Source organism: Tepidanaerobacter sp. EBM-38 (assembly GCA_001896545.1).
Classification (GTDB): Bacteria; Bacillota; Thermosediminibacteria; order Thermosediminibacterales; family Tepidanaerobacteraceae; genus Tepidanaerobacter.
Genome location: MPOT01000007.1, coordinates 12,954 through 32,184, shown reverse-complemented (window position 1 = coordinate 32,184; position 19,231 = coordinate 12,954). Strand labels below are relative to the sequence as shown.

The following is a 19,231-nucleotide window of genomic DNA, read 5'->3' as shown; positions in this document are numbered from 1 at the left end:
TAAATTATATCCGGTTTGAAATTTCATGCTGACATATATTTTGTAAACAATATTTGCACGGCCCATATAATAACACCATAACGCATTATTTGCTGATATGCATCCTACCATTTATTAATAAAATTTTGTTGGCAATTCCTTGTTGATCGTAATTATAATATGTTGCGGTGGATTACGGCGGGCGGTCGATGACCGCCCCTACATTGTTGGTAATTCATGCGGTATATATGAAAAACCCGATATGTTGGTAATCCATGCGGTATATATGAAAAACCCGATATGTTGGTAATCCATATATTGCCACATAACGTTTACATTAATAAATAATATGTTAATAATATGTTATTGTAGGGGAGACCATTGGTCTCCCGCTGCATGCCGGTCATTCGTATATCGCAATATTGCTGCGGAACGTTTACGTTAATTAACCATTTGTTACATCATCGTACGGCGGTTCGTGTTGCGGGCGGTCGATGACCGCCCCTACATTGTTGGCAATCCATGCGGTATATACGGAAAACCCGATATGTCGGTAATTCGTGTATCGCAACGTTTATGTTAATGAATCATATGTCGGGGTGGTGATTTATTATTTTGGGTGGCGGGTAGGTGCCCTTTTTAAAAATTTGGAGATTGTTTCACGTGAAACATTTTACTCTGTAATAACTTCGAGTATGCGTTCTAGTTCATCACCGGAATAAAATTCAATTTCGATTTTTCCGCGTCTTTCGTTTCCTTTTATTCTAACTCTTGTGCCAAGGCTTCTCTGCAGTTTCTCGGTTATATCTAATATAACAGGGTTAATCTCCTTTTGCCTTGCATTTTTCTTCTGCTTACTTTCATCGGAAATTTTCTTTGCCATTTGCTCTGTCTGTCTAACGGATAATGCATCTGAACTAATTTTCTTTGCCAAATCATATCTATCTTTTTTATTCTGAATGGAAAGTAAAGCCCTAGCGTGGCCTGCTGTCAGTTTATCTTGCAGAACAAGTTCCTGTATTTCGCTTTCAAGGTTTAATAGCCTCACAGTGTTTGCAATCTGCGATCTGCTTTTACCAACTCTTTTTGACAGTTCTTCCTGTGTTAAACCGAAATCATCCATTAAGGTTTTGTATGCCAAGGCCTCTTCCATGGGGTTTAAGTCTTCCCGCTGCAAGTTTTCTATAAGTGCAATCTCCATTACATCCGCATCAGATAACTCTTTAACTATGGCAGGTATTTTTTTGATACCGGCTTTTGCAGCAGCTCTCCATCTTCGTTCGCCTGCCACAAGTTCATAAATATTACCCTTTTTTCTAACAATGACGGGTTGCAAAACTCCATGCTGTTTCATTGAAGCAGCAAGTTCATCCAACTTTTGTTCGTCAAAATCCTTTCTGGGCTGTTTATCGTTTGCTACGATTGCCTTAATATCTATCTCTTGAACATTTTCCCCGTTCTTCTGCTCTATTGAATCCATTGGAATCAACGCCTCAAGGCCTCTGCCTAATCCGCGCTTACTCAATGTCCAAAACCTCCTTTGCTAAATCCATATATACTTCGGCCCCACGTGATTTTGAATCATACCTGATTATTGGTTTTCCGTGGCTTGGAGCCTCGCTGAGTCTAACATTTCTCGGAATTATTGTACTATAAACCTTGTTTTTAAAATATTTCTTTACTTCGTCTACGACCTGTATTGATAAATTTGTCCTTGCATCAAACATGGTCAATAGTACACCTTCTACCTCAAGGTTTTTATTTAAATGCTTTTGCACAAGTGATATGGTATTCATTAGCTGGCCTAAGCCTTCTAATGCATAATACTCACATTGAATCGGTACTAAAACCGTATCGGCAGCCGTCAAAGCATTTAATGTCAGTAAACCTAAGGACGGCGGGCAGTCGATGATAATAAAATCATAATCGCCCTTAATGTCTTCTATGGCATTTTTAAGTTTGTATTCCCTGGAAATTGCAGGAACCAACTCGATTTCGGCTCCTGCCAATTGAATGTTTGACGGTAGTAAATATAGATTTTCGTAGTCGGTTTTTACGGTATTGTTTACAATAGGTTCTTCATTAATAAGCACATTGTAGATTGTTTTATCATTATTCATTTTATCGATGCCTATACCGCTAGTGCTGTTACCTTGTGGGTCAATGTCCACCAGCAATACCTTTTGTCCTAAAACGCCTAAACAAGCAGCCAAGTTTACTGAAGTGGTGGTTTTCCCCACCCCTCCTTTTTGATTGGCTATAGCTATAACTCTTGCCATAAAATCATGAAACAATAAGCACTCAGATTGTGTGCGTCTTGTTTCCTGACCTCCTTTCAAAACTGGTGTTGATACTTTAATATAACTTTCGTTTTATATCAGGTTTTTCCTTCTTTTTTATTGACATTTTTAATAAATAATTTATCAAAATTCAACATACCACGTTCAAGCCTGATTTTTTAAAAATCTTTTTGAGCATTCATCCGGTAAATAAAAATAAAATATGCCATTAAGACATATTTATACCAAAATTATAACCACCCGCAAAATGGGTGGTTACTCTAGCAGTATAAGACATTTATCGTAAAGTCTTAAGGCTTACTAAATGGTCCGCAAATAACATAATTTCTCAAGTCAAACCTAAAATAGCTATATTATCTTGTTTTTATTTATGCCAAAAAAAAAGGTTCAATTACCTTTTTGGTATCTGAACCATTAGTTCAATATACTCACCCTTATCGACTTCCTTATATTCCGCCTTCACACCGGTTTCTTTTATTGCCTTTACAAGTTTTCGCACAGAATTTACAAAAATACGCACATCTTTTATGGCAATTTTAAACGATTTGCTTTTATTCTTCTTATCATCGCTGATTTTTTCAATTGTTTGCTCAATAAGCTCTTCGGTCTGGCGAACACTCAAGCCTTTACTGACAACTTGGTTTAATACCTGCATTTGAAGCTCTTTATCAGGCAGCTTCAAAAGGGCTCTGGCATGCCGTTCAGTTAGCTTTTCCTGAGAAATAATATTGATAATCTCAGGCGAAAGTTTTAGTATTCTCATTTTGTTGGCAATTGTCGACTGACTTTTACCGAGTTTCATGGCAAGTTGTTCCTGTGTCACACCACATTCTTGAATGAGCTGTCTATAGCCTTCGGCTTCTTCAAGGAAATTCAAATCTTCCCTCTGAATATTCTCCATGAGAGCAAGAATAGCTGTATCCGCATCTTTGGCATCTTTTACTATAGCCGGAATTTCTTTAAGACCTGCCTTTTGGCATGCGCGCCAACGACGCTCTCCGGCAATAATTTCATATCCTCCCCGCCCGTTGCGGCGAACCACTATAGGCTGCAAAACGCCGTAACTCTTGATGGAATTCGTTAGCTCATCTAAAGACTCGTCGTTAAAATCTTTTCGCGGCTGGTATATATTTGGCTGTATTTCCTCTAAAGGAATATTCACAACGCTGAGGTTGGACCTGGATATCCCCAACATAAACGTCCCCCTCCCTTTTTATATCTAAAATCACATAAAATATTTATTTTATTTTGGCAAAAAACACCTATTACTTTATTCTATATATATGCGGGTTTTCCTGCTTATCAAAAAGTAAACTTAAAGTCATAAAAACCTCGTATTTGACATTACTGTCGAAGTATAAACTATAAAGGATTTTTTCCGGGAATTCCTGGCCTTCGCGGATACTTAGCCGGACAGTTCTGCTCTTTTGAAATAATTATCAAGTTTCGCTTTGAACCTTCATCTAATATATATTCCTGGCATTTAACTATTTTGCCGCCCAGAATTTTTAAGGCCTTTTGCGATAACTCAATCTCTTGCTGGGGCAGGCCACCCTTCATGGCAATAAAAATTCCTCCGAGCTTGGCAAAAGGCAGGCATAATTCCAGCAGTGAGTTTAAAGATGATACTGCACGTGCTACGACAATATCATAACTTTCGCGGTGCTTGATATCATGCCCCGCCTCTTCGGCTCGCCCATTTATTACCTGTACATCTGGAATATTCATTTTACCGATGACATCTCTTAAAAAATCAGTTTTTTTGCGAACTGATTCCAAAAGCGACAGTTTTATATCCGGCCTATAAATTTTTAAAATCAGGCCCGGGATGCCGGGACCTGTACCCACATCCATGATTTTTGCCTCATGGTCAATTTCAATATGCTTTATTATCATTAGAGAATCGATGACATGCTTCTTTGCAAAGTCCTCTGACTCGGTTATACTGGTAAGATTTACCATTTTATTCCTTTCCAAAAGTAGACATCTAAACACATCTAATTGTAAAATTTGTTCATCGCTGAGTTCAATATCATGCCTTTTTGCTTCACGAGCCAATATTTCTTTAAAGTCATTCATTATGGCTTTTCCTTCTTTTTGTTTCGAGGTATATTAATAAAACAGTTATATCAGACGGATTAACACCCGATATTCTAGATGCCTGACCGATAGAAATGGGCTTAACCTCTTTCAGCTTCTCCCTAGCCTCAAAACCCAAACCGTAAATTTCGTCATAATCAATATCATCTGGGATTTTTTTGTTTTCCATTTTCTTAAACTGTGCAACTTGAGACATCTGTCGCTCTATATAGCCTTCGTAAGCGGTTGCTATTTCTACTTGCTCAATTACATCATCGGGTAACTGTTCTCGGTCTTCATCTAACACCTTCAGCTTTTCATAGTCGAGCTCAGGCCTTTTTAAAAGCTCGGCCAGGGTGGAAGGTGAGTTCAATTTTGCCGTATTAAGCCCAGTTAGAACCTCATTCACCTTAGCTGTTGGCGTTATTTTGACGGATTTTAACCGTTTTATTTCATCATCAATCGACTTTTTCTTTTTCAAGAATTTCTCATATCTATCATCACTTATAAGACCTATCGAATGACCAATATCCATAAGGCGCAAATCGGCATTATCCTGCCTTAAAAGCAGCCTGTATTCGGCTCTTGATGTAAGTATCCTGTAAGGTTCTGTAACACCTTTTGTAACCAAATCATCTATTAATACACCAATATAAGCATCTGAGCGGCTCAAAACCAGCGGCTCTTTTTCTTTTATCTTCAACGCCGCATTTATTCCGGCTATAAGACCCTGTGCGGCAGCCTCCTCATAACCCGACGTGCCGTTTATCTGGCCGGCCATATATAGGCCTTGTACTGCTTTAGTTTCTAAAGTGGGTTTTAATTGAGTCGGAACCACAAAATCATATTCAATCGCATAACCGAACCTCATAATCTTGGCATTTTCCAAACCTTTTACAGAATGGGTCATCGCTATCTGCACATCAGCCGGCAAGCTGGTAGAAAGACCTTGAACATACATTTCCTTCGTTCCATTGCCCTCTGGTTCGATAAATATCTGATGGCTTTTCTTATCCTTAAAATTTACTATTTTCATCTCTACACTGGGGCAATACCGAGGCCCTACACCTTTGATTTCACCAGTATAAAGTGGCGCCCTGTGCAGGTTTTCGGCTATTATCTTATGTGTGGTTTCATTGGTGTATGTTAACCAACAAGGCACCTGTTCTCTTTGGATTTTCTCCGATGTATATGAAAATGGTGTGATAACATCATCACCAGGTTGTATAATCATCTTTGAAAAATCCACCGAATCCTTATGAATTCTAGGAGGAGTACCAGTCTTAAACCTTCCAAGCTCAAGCCCCAAACTTTCCAGCGATTTAGAAAGTTCATTTGCAGGGAACAGTCCACTAGGACCACTGCTATAACTTAAATCACCTATCACAATTCTTCCGCGAAGATATACGCCAGTAGTCAGAATCACAGCCCTTGCCTCATATACACCACCGGTCTTTGTTACAACACCCTTGACCTTTTCGCCTTCAACCAGGATTTTTACTACTTCCTCCTGGACAATATCAAGGTTTTCCTGACTTTCAACGGTATATTTCATAGCAGCAGAGTATGCCCTTTTATCAAGCTGAGCTCGAAGTGCCCTAACTGCCGGGCCTTTTTTGGTATTGAGCATCCTCACCTGTATAAATGTCTTGTCCACATTTATAGCCATCTGCCCACCGAGAGCATCTATTTCCCGAACCATATTACCTTTTCCCGGACCGCCGATGGAAGGATTGCAAGCCATAAGTGCAATACTGTCTAGATTTATAGCAAAGGCTACTGTCTTAAGGCCCATTCTCGCAGTAGCTAGAGCTGCTTCACAGCCTGCGTGACCGATTCCCACCACGGCTACATCATATTTACCTACATTGTAGTCCATGCTTCCACCTTCATTTACCGATACAAAATTTTTGAAATATAGTATTTATAATATCTTCACTGACCGTATCTCCTGTGATTTCTCCTAATTTCTCCCATGCATCGCGGATGTCAATTTCAACCATCTCAATAGGTACACCTTCAGCCATTGCACAAAGAGCGCTTTTTAGAAATTCACGGCTCTCTTCAAGAATCCTTCGCTGTCTTTCGCTTGCCACAATTAAGCCTTCATCGGTAAAACCCATTTTTTCGGTTATGGTATCATAAATTACAGTCTTAAGTTCATCAATACCTTCCTGCTTTAAAGCAGAAACTTTGACAATTTTTGCCTCAGGTACAAGTTTTTCTATTTCATATTCATCAACAGCAACCGGTAAATCCACTTTATTTATCACGGTAATAGTAGTCTTATCGCCTACAAGTTCTATTAATCGCTTATCATCATCGGTCAATTTGCGAGAAACATCAATCATCAATAACACAAGTTCTGCTTCTTGCAAATGTTTCATCGCTCTGTTAATTCCTATTTTTTCCACTTCATCGGTTGTCTGCCTTATACCGGCAGTATCAATGATTTTTATGGGAATTCCCTGAATATCAATATACTCTTCGATTATATCGCGAGTAGTTCCCGGTATATCGGTTACAATAGCCCTTTCCTCTTGAAGTAGTGCATTCAAAAGCGAAGACTTGCCCACATTTGTATTTCCAAGTATTAATGTGGACAAACCTTCCCTGAGTATTCTCCCGGAACCGGCACTTCTTAGCAAATCTTCGACCATTTTTAACGCATTATTTATCTCTTGACTGATATATTCAGGCTCAGCTTCGGGAATATCATCTTCAGGAAAATCTATATTAGCCTCAATATGTGCAATTACATTTAACAGGTTCGAGCGTATTCTGCTTATTTTTTCAGAAAATTCGCCGGTCAATCGGCGATTAGCCACAGCCAGTGCTCTGTCGGTTTTTGCCCTTATTATGTCGATTACGGCCTCTGCTTGAGAAAGGTCAATCCTGCCGTTTAAGAAAGCCCTCTTCGTAAATTCTCCGGGCTCAGCCAGCCTTGCTCCCTTGTCCAGCACCAGTGCTAAAATGCGTTTTTGGGCTACCAAACCCCCATGGCAATTGATTTCAACCATATCTTCCCTGGTATAAGTATGTGGAGCTTTGAAAATAGCCAGCAGCACTTCGTCGATAATTTCATCATTTGAATCCACAATATCTCCAAGATACAATGTCCTGTTTTTAAATTCAAATAAAGATTTTTTTATCCTTGGTTTAAATATTTTTTCTGCAATCTCGAAAGCTCGAGGCCCGGAAATCCTGACAATTCCGATACCGCCCTCACCGATAGCTGTTGAAATAGCCGCTATTGTTTCACAACTATCTGTCTTCATAATCTAGCCTCACTTTGAAATAAGCCCCAAAGCTTTATGCCCCGGGGCTTACCTTATAATTTTATCTTAGTGAAATAACTATCCTTCTGTAAGGTTCTTTGCCTACGCTCTTCGTTGTTACCCTGCGGTCTTTCTGTAAAGCCGTATGGATAATACGGCGCTCATTAGGGTACATAGGTTCTAATACTATACTTTTTTTAGTTTCCTTGACTTTTTCCGCCATCTTTATAGCTAAGCGTTCTAAGGTTTCCTCACGCTTTTCCCTATAATTTTCTGCATCTAAGACAACTCTTACAAAATCTTTGCAATTTTTATTTACCACTAAAGATGTAAGGTATTGCAGAGCATCTAAGTTGCTTCCATGTTTGCCTATAAGTATGCCGGCATCTTTACTTTCAATCTCCAGTTTCAAAATATCATCTTCTAAGGAGCTTTTAATTTCCGCATCACTATCAATAAAGTTCAAAATACCTTTTAAAAAATTTACAGCTATTTCTTCAGGTTTGGGTTTTACAGTAACTCTCACCTTAGCTGATTTAGATAAAAAACCTAAAATACCCTTGTTCCCTTCCTCGAGAATATCTACTTCAACTTCCTCACGGCTTACCCTTAATTCATCCAAAGCTAATTTGACAGCTTCATCCACTGTCTTTGCCTGTTTCTCTAAAACCTTCATTTCATTTTACATCCTCCTTGGCAATAGCTTGTGGTCGCGCAAATATCAACTGCTGAATAATCTGCACCACATTACTTACAACCCAGTATAATGCCAAACCTGCTGCGAATTTTATTGAAAACCATCCAATCATCAACGGCATGATTATATTCATTGAGGCATTTGGGTTATCCGCCCCGGCAGGTGTTGATAGTTTTGTCTGAATATAAGTTGTAACTGCAGCAAGAATTGGCAGTATAAACGTTGAATCCGGCTTACTTAGATTTGAAATCCATAGGAAGCTTGCTCCGGCAAAATCATAAGTTTGAAACACCCTGAATAAAGCAATTATGACCGGAAATTGAATTAATAGCGGTAGGCAACCACCCATTGGATTAATCTTGTTTTCCTGATAAAGTTTCATTATCTCCATATTTAATTTTTCTTTGTCGTTTTTATATTTTTTCTGTAGTTCCTGCTGAAGTGGTGTTATTTCCTGCATCTTTTTCATGGAATTAATCTGCATAAAACTGAAGGGCAAAAGAATCAACTTTATTAGCACTGTCAGTAAAATAATAGCAATACCATAGCTATTTGTATAAACAAAAATTAAATCCATCAACTGTTTCATTAAATCTTGAAGAAAGGCCATCTAGCCGCTCCCCCCTGTATCCATTATTTTCGTATATCTAAACGGGGTCATATCCGCCAGGATTAAATGGATGACATTTTAAAATTCGCTTTATAGCCTTAAAACCACCTGAAATCACCCCGTACTTTTCTATAGCAAGTAGCGCATAATCGGAGCATGTGGGATAAAACCTACAGCACCTAGGTTTTAACGGTGAAATAAATTTTTTATAAAACAGTATCATTAAAATTATAAACCTTTTTATCACTGTATATGCGCCCTCTTTTTAATAAAGTTATTATTTCCTTTTCCATTGAACTATAATCTAGTTTTGCAGTCGGAGGTTTTACTGAAAATACAATATCCCAACCATCTTTTATAAAATCATAATTAATCCGAAAAATTTCTTTAATCCTTCTTTTTATCCTGTTTCTAACTACACTGTTTCCGACTTTTTTTGAAACAGAAACACCTAGCCTTGAATATCCAAGCTCATTTTTTTTTGTGTACATAGTAAAAAAAGGGCTGGTAAAACGCCTTCCCGATTTATAAACATTAATGAATTCTAAATTTTTCGTTAATCTTAAGGATTTTTTCAATAAAACAATTCCTCCGAGCAAAAATATAATATTTTAAAATTACATGCCACAGCCAAAGCGGCCCAGATGCTAGGCCGCTTAAAGCCTCGTGCATGCTAGGCTGTTAATCTCTTTCTTCCTTTTAACCTTCTTCTCTTGATTACGTTTCTTCCGCTTTTTTTCAACATGCGCTGTCTAAAGCCGTGAGTTCTTTTTCTATACCTGCGTTTAGGCTGATAAGTCCGTTTCATTTCCCCACCTCCAACCTCTTCATACAAAAAATAGTTCTTATGAATTCTGCTTTTAGTTATCACGATTATAACTTATAATATAATTAACTGTCAAGAAATTATGCCTCATGACTAAAAATACAAATAACAATATTTTTCCCTATTGATTGAATGAAGTTATTTATTCTGGTATTATTTAATTGGTCTTATTATATTTTCTTCGCTTTTACGAGGAGGTTTTTTTATGTCTATTGACCCTTTATATTTATGGCAACATGTTTTAAAAATTTTAAGCAATGAACTAAATAACGATATGTCTTTTAATACGGTTTTAAAACCAACAAGGCTTGCAGCATTAGAGGCAGATACAGCCATTGTAGAAGTACCGAATGATTTTATAAAATCTGTTATAGAAAAGCGTTACCTAAACCTAATAAAAGATATTTTCAGTTCTGTTTTAAAACAAAACATCAATGTTGTTATAAATGTCAATCCGGAAGGTTTTGGTTCTGAATTGCTTCCAAATGATTCCATCTCATTAAATGAGGTATCGGAAGTTAAGACATTAGTAGAAGATACTACACCATCATTAAATCAAAAATATACCTTTGACACATTTGTGGTGGGTAACAGTAATCGCTTCGCTCATGCAGCGTCACAAGCAGTTGCACAAGCACCAGCAAAGGCCTATAATCCTTTTTTCATATACGGGGGCGTAGGTCTTGGAAAGACACATCTCATGCATGCTATTGGGCACTATATACTACAGCAGGACCCAACATGTAAGGTTGTGTATCTTTCTTCGGAAAAATTTACCAATGAACTAATAAACTCAATACGTGATGATAAAAACGTAGAATTTCGCAACAAATACAGAACAATAGATGTTCTTCTAATTGACGATATCCAATTTATAGCAGGAAAAGAGCGGACACAGGAAGAATTTTTCCACACCTTTAATGCCTTACATGATGCAAATAAACAATTGGTGATATCAAGTGATCGTCCGCCTAAAGAAATTCCAACACTGGAAGAACGGTTAAGGTCAAGATTTGAATGGGGACTGATTACAGATATTCAGCCACCGGATTTTGAAACCAGAATTGCTATTTTACAAAAAAAAGCTATGATGGAAAATCTTATAGTGCCAAATGATGTCATAAATTTCATCGCTACAAAGATCGAAACAAATATTCGTGAGCTTGAAGGCGCTCTTATACGTGTTGTGGCTTATTCGTCATTAACCGATTGTCCTATAGACATAGGGCTTGCCGAACAAGTACTAAAAGACATTCTTCCTGACGGAAAGCCAAAACAAGTCACATCAGCGCAAATTGTAGAAGAAGTCGGGAGTTATTTTTCTATTAAGCCTGAAGAATTTAAATCTAAAAAGCGAACTAAGGATTTGGCTTTTGCTCGCCAGGTAGCTATGTATTTATGCTGTGAACTGACAGACCTTTCTCTTCCAAAAATAGGAGAAGAATTTGGCGGTCGCGATCACACTACGGTTATACACGCAAGGGATAAAATAACGCGCGATATTCAAGAAGACTCCCAATTATCTAATGCTGTCGAGAGTTTAAAAAAGAAAATCCTTTATGGTTAATAAGCTGTGGAAATCCTTTGGACAACTTGTTTATAAAAAGTGGACAAATTTCGACTATCAACAGCCATTGTTAGTACTGTGAATAAAGTTATGCCCATTTTCCACAGGTTATCCACATCAAAATACCATATATAATACTTATTAACATGATTTATCCACATATCCACAGCACTTACTACTACTACTACTAAATTAATATATTATTCATATAAGTATATTTTTATGACATATTTTTAAATTTCTTTTTGGAGGTAACACAATGAAATTTACAATCAACCGAAATGAACTTGCCTCAAGTATTTCTACAGTTGAGAAATTTGTACCTTCGAAAACTCCTATATCAATACTTACCGGAATAAAGTTTTCCGCCTATGATGATTTCCTGTGTCTGTCAGCTACAAACCTTGACATGGGTATAGAATATGAAATCAAAAATGAATCTGATAAACTAAGCATATTAGAAAGTGGAAGTATTGTAGTAGGATCAAAGATTTTGTCGGAAATAATTCGCCGAATATCTGAAAATATGGTAGAATTTAACAGCAGCGAAAACAAGGTATATATATCATCAGGCCAGTTTAACATGGTACTGCCCTGCTTTGATGCTATGGATTTTCCTGAAATTTCTAAAAATAATTCCTTAAACAGAATAAGGCTAAAGCAAAGCATGTTTAAGGATATGATAAAAAAGACAATTTATGCACGAGCAGATGATACGACCTCTCGGCCACAGTTAACAGGTGCTTTAATAGATTACAAAGACAATATTCTAAACATGGTAGCATTAGATGGATTTAGAATAGCTTGGTGCTATGAGGAGTTAAGTGAAACTGAAACATCAGATATTAGCGAATTTAAAACTATAATTCCCGGTGATACACTGCTTGAGATTTCAAGGATTTTTGAAGATGACGAAGAAGCATATTTTGAATTATATGCAAGCAAGAACAGTGTAGAGTTTTTAACGGAAAAATTTCTAATAACATCAAGGGTTTTAGATGGAGATTTTATTGATTACAAAACCGTTATGCAAATAAAACCCAAGACAACGGCAATTGTATCTACGGATGAACTTCGCTTAGCCGTAGAAAGAGCAAGTGTTCTCGCAAGAGAAGGCAATACTAATAATTTGGTAAAATTTAATATTGTAGAAAATTCTATAGAAGTCCAAGTAGAAACGGAATTAGGCCGAATTACCGATAAGGTTTTATGCAGCACAGAAGGTGAGGAAATATTGATAGCCTTCAATGCAGGATTTTTTATCGATGCTCTAAAGACGATATTTTCACCTGAAATAAAACTACATTTTTCTGATGAGACGGGGCCGTGCATCATTACAGCTTTAGAAACTGATAATCATAAGAATTTTATTTTACCCGTAAGACTTAGAGGTGATAATCCTTGACAGGCTCGAAAGAAATTTTCATAAACACTGAAACTATTAATCTCGACCAATTTTTAAAATGGTCGGGGATTTTTTCCACCGGCGGTGAAGCCAAAATTGCAATAACAGAAGGCAATGTGAAAGTAAACGGTGAAATAGAAACCAAAAGGTCTAGAAAACTCAAAGTTTCTGATGTGGTAGAAGTCGACGGTAACCGGCTGCTGGTGAACCGGAGGTAAAAGCGTGTATCTTTATAATTTAAGGTTATATGATTTTCGAAACTTTTTAGAATTGGATATTGGATTTAAAAATGGAATTAATATTTTTTACGGGGATAATGCTCAAGGAAAGACCAATTTACTAGAGGCTATTTATTTTATAACAGAACTGAAAGCTACCCGAGCCTTTAGGGAACAGGAAGTAATCAGGTATGATCAACCGCTGGCTTTTTTAAAAGGCTTATTTAGTACAAAAGCAGGTGATATCGACAGACAAGTTACTATTTACCGCAATCGAAAAAAGGAAGTTAAAGAGGGTGAAAATAAAAAAAGCCGATGGTCGGAACTTGATCCAAGTATAAGTGCGGTTTATTTCTCACCGGAGGATATTGACCTGGTGAAGGGTGAACCATCACTTCGCCGAAAATTTATAGATAATCTAATATACCGGATAAGGCCAAGCTTTTATAAATATTTACAAGGATACCAACGTGTGCTTACACAGCGAAATACACTTTTAAAGACTATAAAGGTTAAACCAGGTATGACAAAAACCCTGGATCCTTGGGATGAGCAGCTGTCAGAACTTGGCTCGCAGCTGATAAATGAAAGACTTAAGATGCTACAAAGGATATCATCCTTATCGCAAGATTATTTTAAAACATTTACAAATAAGGGGAATGATTTAAGAATCAGCTATCGAAGTGAGATCGATTTTAGTAATCCTGAACGAATTAAAGCGGATTATAAAAATAAGCTCATATCAAACCGGGAAAAGGATATAAACCGGAGTTTTACATCGATAGGTCCTCACAGGGATGATATAGATTTTTTTATCGACGGAAAAAATGTAAAATACTATGCCTCACAAGGTCAGCAAAGATTAACAGTGTTGTGTTTGAAGTTTGCCCAGAGAAATCTTTTATACACAGAAAAAGGCGAGTATCCAATACTGCTTTTAGACGATGTTATGTCGGAGCTTGACATACATCGCAGACAGCTCATTTTAGGACAAGAGAATCATCAAGTATTTATTACGACAACCGATTTAAAATTCATTCCAGAGGAAATATTGGAAAAAAGCTTTTTATATCCGATAAAGGCTGGCACATTGGGGTGATAAAAAATGGAAAAGATAGGAACAATACTGTTAAGTTCTTTAAAAAAAACCTGCATAGATAAAAGGCTTATGGAAGCCAGAATTTTTACAAACTATGAATCCATGGTGGGAGAAAAAATCTCAAAGATTTCGAAACCCACATTTATACAAAATAATACACTTTTCATAGGTGTAGAAAATCATGTATGGCTGTACCAGCTTTATTTACTAAAGCCTGATTTGATGTACAAGATTAACTCTAATTTGCCATATCCACTGGTGAAGGATATCAAATTTCAAATCCGTGATATAAAAAAATCAGAAAAACCTAAGGCAGAAGATATCGAAGTTAAAGAGGATGAAGATGTTGAAATTCCTGAAACCTGCATGAAAGTGATATATAATATAAGTCGTGATATCGATGATGAAGACTTAAGAAGCAGCTTTACAAGACTGATGATAAAAGATATGAAAAGTAAGATAAAAAAGGGGGAAAAACATTGTTCATCCATATAGGCGGAGATGAAGTGGTTTTAACAAAAGATGTGGTAATGATTCTTGATAAAACTGCTCTTTGTGCAAAAGATACATCTGAATTTCTACAGGTAGCTCGAGAAGAAGGATTTGTATCGGAAGATGAAAACTTATATAATAATACCCAGGAAAATAAAAAAACAGCAGTGATATTGGATAAAAAGATATTATTTTCACCTATTTCCGCCACTACACTTTCGAAAAGGGCGGATTTTATAAAGAATCTTAAATAGGTTCTATGTGGAGGTTGTAAGTTTGGAAAAAAAGAATGTTTATGATGAAAATAAAATAGAAGTTTTAGAGGGCATTGAGCATGTAAGGCTCAGGCCTGGCATGTATATAGGTTCTACCGACAGCCGAGGTCTACATCATTTGGTGTATGAAGTTGTGGATAACAGCATTGATGAGGCCATGGCCGGCTATTGCAAAAATATTAAAATAACTATAAACAAGGATAATTCCGTTACCGTGGAAGATGATGGCAGAGGTATTCCGGTTAAAATCCAGCCAAAAGTAGGTAAATCGGCATTGGAAGTAGCGCTTACTATGCTGCATGCCGGCGGAAAGTTTAACAGCGGAGGCTACAAGGTATCCGGAGGTCTTCACGGTGTAGGGGTTTCAGTGGTCAATGCCCTGTCGCGCTGGATGGAAGTAGAGGTAAAGCGCGATGGCGGTATCTTCTATCAAAAATATGAACGAGGTAAACCGGTAACAGATGTAATCAGAAAAGGCGATACTAATGAAACAGGCACTAAAATAACTTTTATGCCTGATGATGAGATTTTTGAAGATACCATTTTTTCTCAAGATATATTGACACAGCGATTAAGAGAGCAAGCTTTTCTAAACAGAGGTATAAGGATTGAGCTTTGTGATGAGCGCACAGGTAATTCCAATGTGTTTCATTATGAGGGTGGTATAGTATCTTTTGTCAAATATCTAAATCGGAAAAGGGATGTACTGCATGAAGAACCTATCTACATGAGCGCTGCTCGGGATGATATGGAAGTTGAAGTGGCCATGCAGTATAATGATTCGTACTTAGAAACAGTGCTTACCTTTGCAAATAATATCAATACACATGAAGGCGGTACGCATCTGAGCGGATTTCGTACAGCCCTTACCCGCAGTATGAATGATTATATGCGCAAGATGAATCTGTTAAAAGAACAGGATGCAAATCTTTCCGGCGAAGATGTAAGGGAAGGGCTTACTGCGGTAATCAGCGTCAAGCTTGCAAATCCTCAGTTCGAAGGTCAAACAAAGACCAAACTGGGCAACAGCGAAATTCGCAGTCTTGTTGATACTGTAGTAGGTGAGGGAATATCCCGGTTTTTAGAAGAAAATCCTGCCATAGCACGGGTTATAGCGGAAAAGGCTTTGGGAGCAGCAAGGGCACGTGAGGCTGCACGCAAAGCCCGGGAACTCACACGCCGCAAAACTGCCCTCGAACATACCGCATTGCCAGGAAAGTTGGCTGATTGCCGCGAAAGGGATCCCAGACTTTGCGAGCTATACCTGGTGGAAGGAGATTCTGCCGGAGGTTCCGCAAAGCAAGGACGAGATCCGCAAATCCAGGCCATACTGCCGCTGAGAGGCAAGATACTCAATGTAGAAAAAGCGCGAATGGATAAGATTTTAAACAATGAAGAAATCAGGTCAATTATTACAGCATTAGGAACAGGTATTGGTGAGGAATTTGATATAGAAAAACTGCGATATCATAAGATAATCCTTATGGCCGATGCTGATGTGGACGGTGCGCATATCCGCACCTTATTGCTTACATTTTTTTATAGATACATGCAGCCGCTTATTGAAGCAGGTAAGATATATATTGCTCAGCCGCCTCTATACAGAGTGGTTTTGGGTAAAAAGGATTACTATGCCTTTGATGACCATGAACTTTCAAGAATATTAGAAAGTCTAGGAAACAGCAGGGATAGAGCTGAAATCAAGCGATTCAAAGGTCTTGGTGAAATGGCAGCAGAACAGCTTTGGGAAACTACTATGAATCCTGAAACACGCACCATTTTAAAAGTCAGTTTAGAAGATGCGGTAGTAGCTGATGAAATTTTTACAATACTTATGGGAGACAAGGTAGAACCTAGGCGGCAGTTTATCTTTGAACATGCGGCAGAGGTTCAAAATCTTGATGTATAGGAGGGAGAGTTAAATGGCTGAACCAAAAGGTAAGATTATACCGGTTAAAATTGAAGATGAAATGAAAAAATCATATATTGATTATTCCATGAGTGTTATTGTAGGTCGGGCTTTACCCGATGTAAGGGATGGGTTAAAACCCATTCATCGCAGAATTCTTTATGCCATGAGCCAACTCTCTCTCACACCGGATAAACCTCACAGGAAATCCGCCACGATCGTGGGAGAGGTTATGGGTAATTATCACCCACATGGAGATGCTGCCATATATGATGCTATGGTGCGCTTGGCTCAAGATTTTTCCACTAGATACCTGCTGGTAGACGGACATGGAAATTTTGGCTCAATAGATGGTGACCCACCTGCAGCCATGAGGTATACGGAAGCTCGAATGACCAGAATATCTCTGGAGATGCTTTCTGACTTAAATAAAGATACGGTTGATTTTGTGCCCAATTATGATGAATCACTAGAGGAACCAAGTGTACTGCCTGCACGTTTCCCCAATCTTTTGGTAAACGGTTCTTCAGGTATTGCTGTGGGTATGGCTACCAATATACCGCCACATAATCTTTCGGAGGTTATAGACGGCGTTGTAATGATGATAGATAATCCTGATGTAACAGTAGAAGAACTGATGCAGGTTATTAAAGGGCCGGATTTTCCAACAGGTGGAATAATAAAAGGATACAGCGGCATTAAAGATATGTACACAACAGGCAGAGGTTCTGTGGTAATGAGGGCTAAAGCCACCATCGAAGCTATGGACGCCACACGACAGCGCATTATAGTTACCGAGATACCATATATGGTCAATAAGGCGCGAATGGTGGAAAAAATTGCGGAATTGGTTAGGGATAAAAAAATCGAAGGCATATCCGACCTTAGAGATGAAAGTGACCGTAAAGGGATTCGCATTGTAATGGATTTGAAAAGAGATGCAAATCCCCACATAATTTTGAACCAACTTTATAAACACACACAAATGCAGAGCACATTTGGCGCCATTATGCTGGCTCTTGTAGATAATAAGCCGCGCGTGCTTAACCTGCGTGAGATGATTTATTACTATCTTGAACATCAGAAGGATGTTATTGTAAGAAGAACAAAATTTGATTTGAATAAAGCTCAAGAAAGAATACACATTTTAGAAGGATTAAAAATAGCCCTTGACCATATCGATGAGGTAATCGCTATCATAAGGGGTTCTAAGGATGACGTTACGGCAAGGGAGGCGCTTATAAAGAATTTTGGTCTTAGTGAAAAACAGGCGCAGGTCATACTTGATATGAGGCTTAAACGCCTTACCGCTCTAGAGCGAGAAAAGATTGACGAAGAGTATGTCGAACTCTTAAAGAAAATAGACTACTATCAAAAAGTACTTTCAGATGAAAAAATAGTTTTATCAATTATCAAGGAAGAGCTTATCCAGATAAAACAAAAATATGGCGATGAGCGCAGAACCCACATAACTCATGATGAAGGCGATTTAGACATAGAAGATTTGATAGTTGAGGAAGATATAGTTATAACACAGACCCATTTCGGGTATGTGAAGCGCCAGCCCATTTCTGCATATCGCAGTCAGCGCCGAGGAGGCCGGGGAGTAACGGGAATTACCACTCGGGAAGAAGATTTTGTGGAACATATATTTGTTGGTACAACTCATCATGTTGTAATGTTCTTTACAAACAAAGGAAATGTATACAAGCTAAAGGCGTATGAAATCCCCGAGACCAGTCGAACCGCGCGAGGCACTGCCATAGTTAACCTGCTGCCGTTAAAACCCGATGAAAGAGTCAACACGATGATAACTATCAAGGATTTTGATGAGGCACGTTATTTAATTTTTGCTACCAAAAACGGTATCGTTAAAAAGACGCTGCTTTCTGAGTATGGAAGTTCACGCCGGACAGGCCTAATAGCCATAACTTTGAAAGATGATGACGAGCTAATAGGAGTTAGGCTTGTTGATAAAAATGAAGAGATGATTTTAGGCACACACAACGGCATGAGCATAAGATTCTCAGTGAATAATGTAAGCTCAACGGGACGCACCTCTCAGGGAGTCAAGGGCATCAATCTTCGTCCTAATGATAAAGTGGTGTCAATGGACATTGTTCGGGAAGGTCATGATGTGTTGGTTGTTACCGAAAAGGGTTTCGGTAAGCGCATTGATGAAAAGGAATTCAGATGTCAGGCACGTGGAGGCAGAGGTGTAATAATTCAAAAAGTAACTGATAAGACCGGTCCACTGGCAGGGTTAAGAGTTGTTGGAGAAAATGATGAGATAATGCTCTGCACAAGCTCCGGAATTATGATTCGCCTTTTGACTTCGGAAATATCCAAAATGAGTAGGAATACAATGGGTGTAACATTGATAAAGCTTGAGCAGGACGACTTTTTAGCATCTATGGCGGTGGTTACTGAAGACTAATATGGGAATTTTTCCGTGCAGCCTTTTGTGTTAATACTTGAAAATAAATACTTTTTAGGA

At 38.1% G+C, this 19,231-nt stretch carries 19 protein-coding genes; 8 read left to right on the top strand and 11 right to left on the bottom strand.

Going from position 1 to position 19,231, the window contains the following annotated elements:
- Positions 1-652: 652 nt before the first annotated feature.
- The 11 genes from BUC45_RS00530 to rpmH all read right to left on the bottom strand — a co-directional run bounded on the left by BUC45_RS00530 (position 653) and on the right by rpmH (position 9,751).
- Positions 653-1,504: a ParB/RepB/Spo0J family partition protein gene (locus BUC45_RS00530; RefSeq protein WP_296969349.1), complete on the bottom strand. Its 852-nt coding sequence runs from the start codon at positions 1,502-1,504 to the stop codon at positions 653-655.
- The gene (locus BUC45_RS00525; protein WP_296969352.1) at positions 1,497-2,258 is read right to left on the bottom strand and encodes an AAA family ATPase; all 762 of its coding nucleotides are present in this window, start codon (positions 2,256-2,258) and stop codon (positions 1,497-1,499) included. Before BUC45_RS00525 ends, BUC45_RS00530 begins: the two co-directional genes overlap by 8 nt.
- Before the next feature lie 412 nt (positions 2,259-2,670).
- On the bottom strand, positions 2,671-3,474 hold the full coding sequence (gene noc / locus BUC45_RS00520) for a nucleoid occlusion protein (RefSeq protein ID WP_296969347.1): 804 nt from the start codon (positions 3,472-3,474) through the stop codon (positions 2,671-2,673).
- 167 nt (positions 3,475-3,641) lie between these two features.
- Entirely contained in the window at positions 3,642-4,358 is a 717-nt protein-coding gene (rsmG, locus tag BUC45_RS00515; protein ID WP_296969345.1) for a 16S rRNA (guanine(527)-N(7))-methyltransferase RsmG, read from the bottom strand.
- Positions 4,351-6,237 (bottom strand): tRNA uridine-5-carboxymethylaminomethyl(34) synthesis enzyme MnmG, encoded by a 1,887-nt coding sequence (gene mnmG, locus BUC45_RS00510; RefSeq protein ID WP_296969342.1) that lies wholly within the window; start codon positions 6,235-6,237, stop codon positions 4,351-4,353. The genes rsmG and mnmG overlap by 8 nt, the downstream gene beginning before the upstream one ends.
- Positions 6,238-6,247: 10 nt before the next feature.
- Positions 6,248-7,636 (bottom strand): tRNA uridine-5-carboxymethylaminomethyl(34) synthesis GTPase MnmE, encoded by a 1,389-nt coding sequence (mnmE, locus tag BUC45_RS00505; RefSeq protein ID WP_296969340.1) that lies wholly within the window; start codon positions 7,634-7,636, stop codon positions 6,248-6,250.
- Between the two features lie 61 nt (positions 7,637-7,697).
- Entirely contained in the window at positions 7,698-8,312 is a 615-nt protein-coding gene (jag, locus tag BUC45_RS00500; protein WP_296969336.1) for an RNA-binding cell elongation regulator Jag/EloR, read from the bottom strand.
- A gap of 1 nt (position 8,313) precedes the next feature.
- Positions 8,314-8,943, bottom strand: a complete 630-nt coding sequence (locus tag BUC45_RS00495; RefSeq protein ID WP_296969332.1) for a YidC/Oxa1 family membrane protein insertase — start codon at positions 8,941-8,943, stop codon at positions 8,314-8,316.
- A gap of 37 nt (positions 8,944-8,980) precedes the next feature.
- Positions 8,981-9,190, bottom strand: coding sequence for a membrane protein insertion efficiency factor YidD (yidD, locus tag BUC45_RS00490; protein WP_013779656.1), 210 nt, complete (start codon positions 9,188-9,190; stop codon positions 8,981-8,983).
- The gene (gene rnpA / locus BUC45_RS00485) at positions 9,150-9,521 is read right to left on the bottom strand and encodes a ribonuclease P protein component (RefSeq protein ID WP_296969330.1); all 372 of its coding nucleotides are present in this window, start codon (positions 9,519-9,521) and stop codon (positions 9,150-9,152) included. The genes yidD and rnpA overlap by 41 nt, the downstream gene beginning before the upstream one ends.
- Positions 9,522-9,616: 95 nt before the next feature.
- Positions 9,617-9,751: a 50S ribosomal protein L34 gene (gene rpmH, locus BUC45_RS00480; protein ID WP_013779658.1), complete on the bottom strand. Its 135-nt coding sequence runs from the start codon at positions 9,749-9,751 to the stop codon at positions 9,617-9,619.
- A gap of 223 nt (positions 9,752-9,974) precedes the next feature.
- Between rpmH and dnaA the strand changes: the two genes are divergently transcribed.
- From dnaA to gyrA, 8 genes are all read left to right on the top strand, one after another.
- Entirely contained in the window at positions 9,975-11,336 is a 1,362-nt protein-coding gene (gene dnaA, locus BUC45_RS00475; protein WP_296969328.1) for a chromosomal replication initiator protein DnaA, read from the top strand.
- Positions 11,337-11,595: 259 nt separating this feature from the next.
- Positions 11,596-12,741: a DNA polymerase III subunit beta gene (gene dnaN / locus BUC45_RS00470; protein ID WP_296969325.1), complete on the top strand. Its 1,146-nt coding sequence runs from the start codon at positions 11,596-11,598 to the stop codon at positions 12,739-12,741.
- A complete protein-coding gene (locus tag BUC45_RS00465; protein WP_296969323.1) occupies positions 12,738-12,959 on the top strand; it encodes an RNA-binding S4 domain-containing protein in 222 nt (73 codons plus the stop codon). The genes dnaN and BUC45_RS00465 overlap by 4 nt, the downstream gene beginning before the upstream one ends.
- A 4-nt stretch (positions 12,960-12,963) precedes the next feature.
- Positions 12,964-14,058 carry a DNA replication/repair protein RecF gene (recF, locus tag BUC45_RS00460; RefSeq protein ID WP_296969321.1) on the top strand — a complete coding sequence of 365 codons (1,095 nt, stop codon included), beginning with the start codon at positions 12,964-12,966 and terminating at the stop codon, positions 14,056-14,058.
- Between the two features lie 6 nt (positions 14,059-14,064).
- Complete coding sequence (locus tag BUC45_RS00455) at positions 14,065-14,553, top strand: DUF721 domain-containing protein (RefSeq protein WP_296969318.1); 489 nt, start codon at positions 14,065-14,067, stop codon at positions 14,551-14,553.
- Entirely contained in the window at positions 14,538-14,804 is a 267-nt protein-coding gene (remB, locus tag BUC45_RS00450; protein ID WP_296969315.1) for an extracellular matrix regulator RemB, read from the top strand. The genes BUC45_RS00455 and remB overlap by 16 nt, the downstream gene beginning before the upstream one ends.
- A gap of 22 nt (positions 14,805-14,826) precedes the next feature.
- Positions 14,827-16,734 (top strand): DNA topoisomerase (ATP-hydrolyzing) subunit B, encoded by a 1,908-nt coding sequence (gene gyrB, locus BUC45_RS00445; RefSeq protein ID WP_296969312.1) that lies wholly within the window; start codon positions 14,827-14,829, stop codon positions 16,732-16,734.
- A 13-nt stretch (positions 16,735-16,747) separates the two neighbouring features.
- Positions 16,748-19,171: a DNA gyrase subunit A gene (gene gyrA, locus BUC45_RS00440; RefSeq protein WP_296969309.1), complete on the top strand. Its 2,424-nt coding sequence runs from the start codon at positions 16,748-16,750 to the stop codon at positions 19,169-19,171.
- Positions 19,172-19,231: the final 60 nt, after the last annotated feature.

What these genes read in the sequence shown, in the direction of transcription:
- dnaN (WP_296969325.1), top strand. Translation starts at nt 11,596, where the DNA reads ATGAAATTTACAATCAACCGAAATGAACTTGCCTCAAGTATTTCTACA.
- jag (WP_296969336.1), bottom strand. Translation starts at nt 8,312, where the DNA reads ATGAAGGTTTTAGAGAAACAGGCAAAGACAGTGGATGAAGCTGTCAAA.
- BUC45_RS00525 (WP_296969352.1), bottom strand. Translation starts at nt 2,258, where the DNA reads ATGGCAAGAGTTATAGCTATAGCCAATCAAAAAGGAGGGGTGGGGAAA.
- mnmG (WP_296969342.1), bottom strand. Translation starts at nt 6,237, where the DNA reads ATGGACTACAATGTAGGTAAATATGATGTAGCCGTGGTGGGAATCGGT.
- noc (WP_296969347.1), bottom strand. Translation starts at nt 3,474, where the DNA reads ATGTTGGGGATATCCAGGTCCAACCTCAGCGTTGTGAATATTCCTTTA.
- rpmH (WP_013779658.1), bottom strand. Translation starts at nt 9,751, where the DNA reads ATGAAACGGACTTATCAGCCTAAACGCAGGTATAGAAAAAGAACTCAC.
- BUC45_RS00495 (WP_296969332.1), bottom strand. Translation starts at nt 8,943, where the DNA reads ATGGCCTTTCTTCAAGATTTAATGAAACAGTTGATGGATTTAATTTTT.
- BUC45_RS00455 (WP_296969318.1), top strand. Translation starts at nt 14,065, where the DNA reads ATGGAAAAGATAGGAACAATACTGTTAAGTTCTTTAAAAAAAACCTGC.
- dnaA (WP_296969328.1), top strand. Translation starts at nt 9,975, where the DNA reads ATGTCTATTGACCCTTTATATTTATGGCAACATGTTTTAAAAATTTTA.
- gyrA (WP_296969309.1), top strand. Translation starts at nt 16,748, where the DNA reads ATGGCTGAACCAAAAGGTAAGATTATACCGGTTAAAATTGAAGATGAA.
- mnmE (WP_296969340.1), bottom strand. Translation starts at nt 7,636, where the DNA reads ATGAAGACAGATAGTTGTGAAACAATAGCGGCTATTTCAACAGCTATC.
- rsmG (WP_296969345.1), bottom strand. Translation starts at nt 4,358, where the DNA reads ATGAATGACTTTAAAGAAATATTGGCTCGTGAAGCAAAAAGGCATGAT.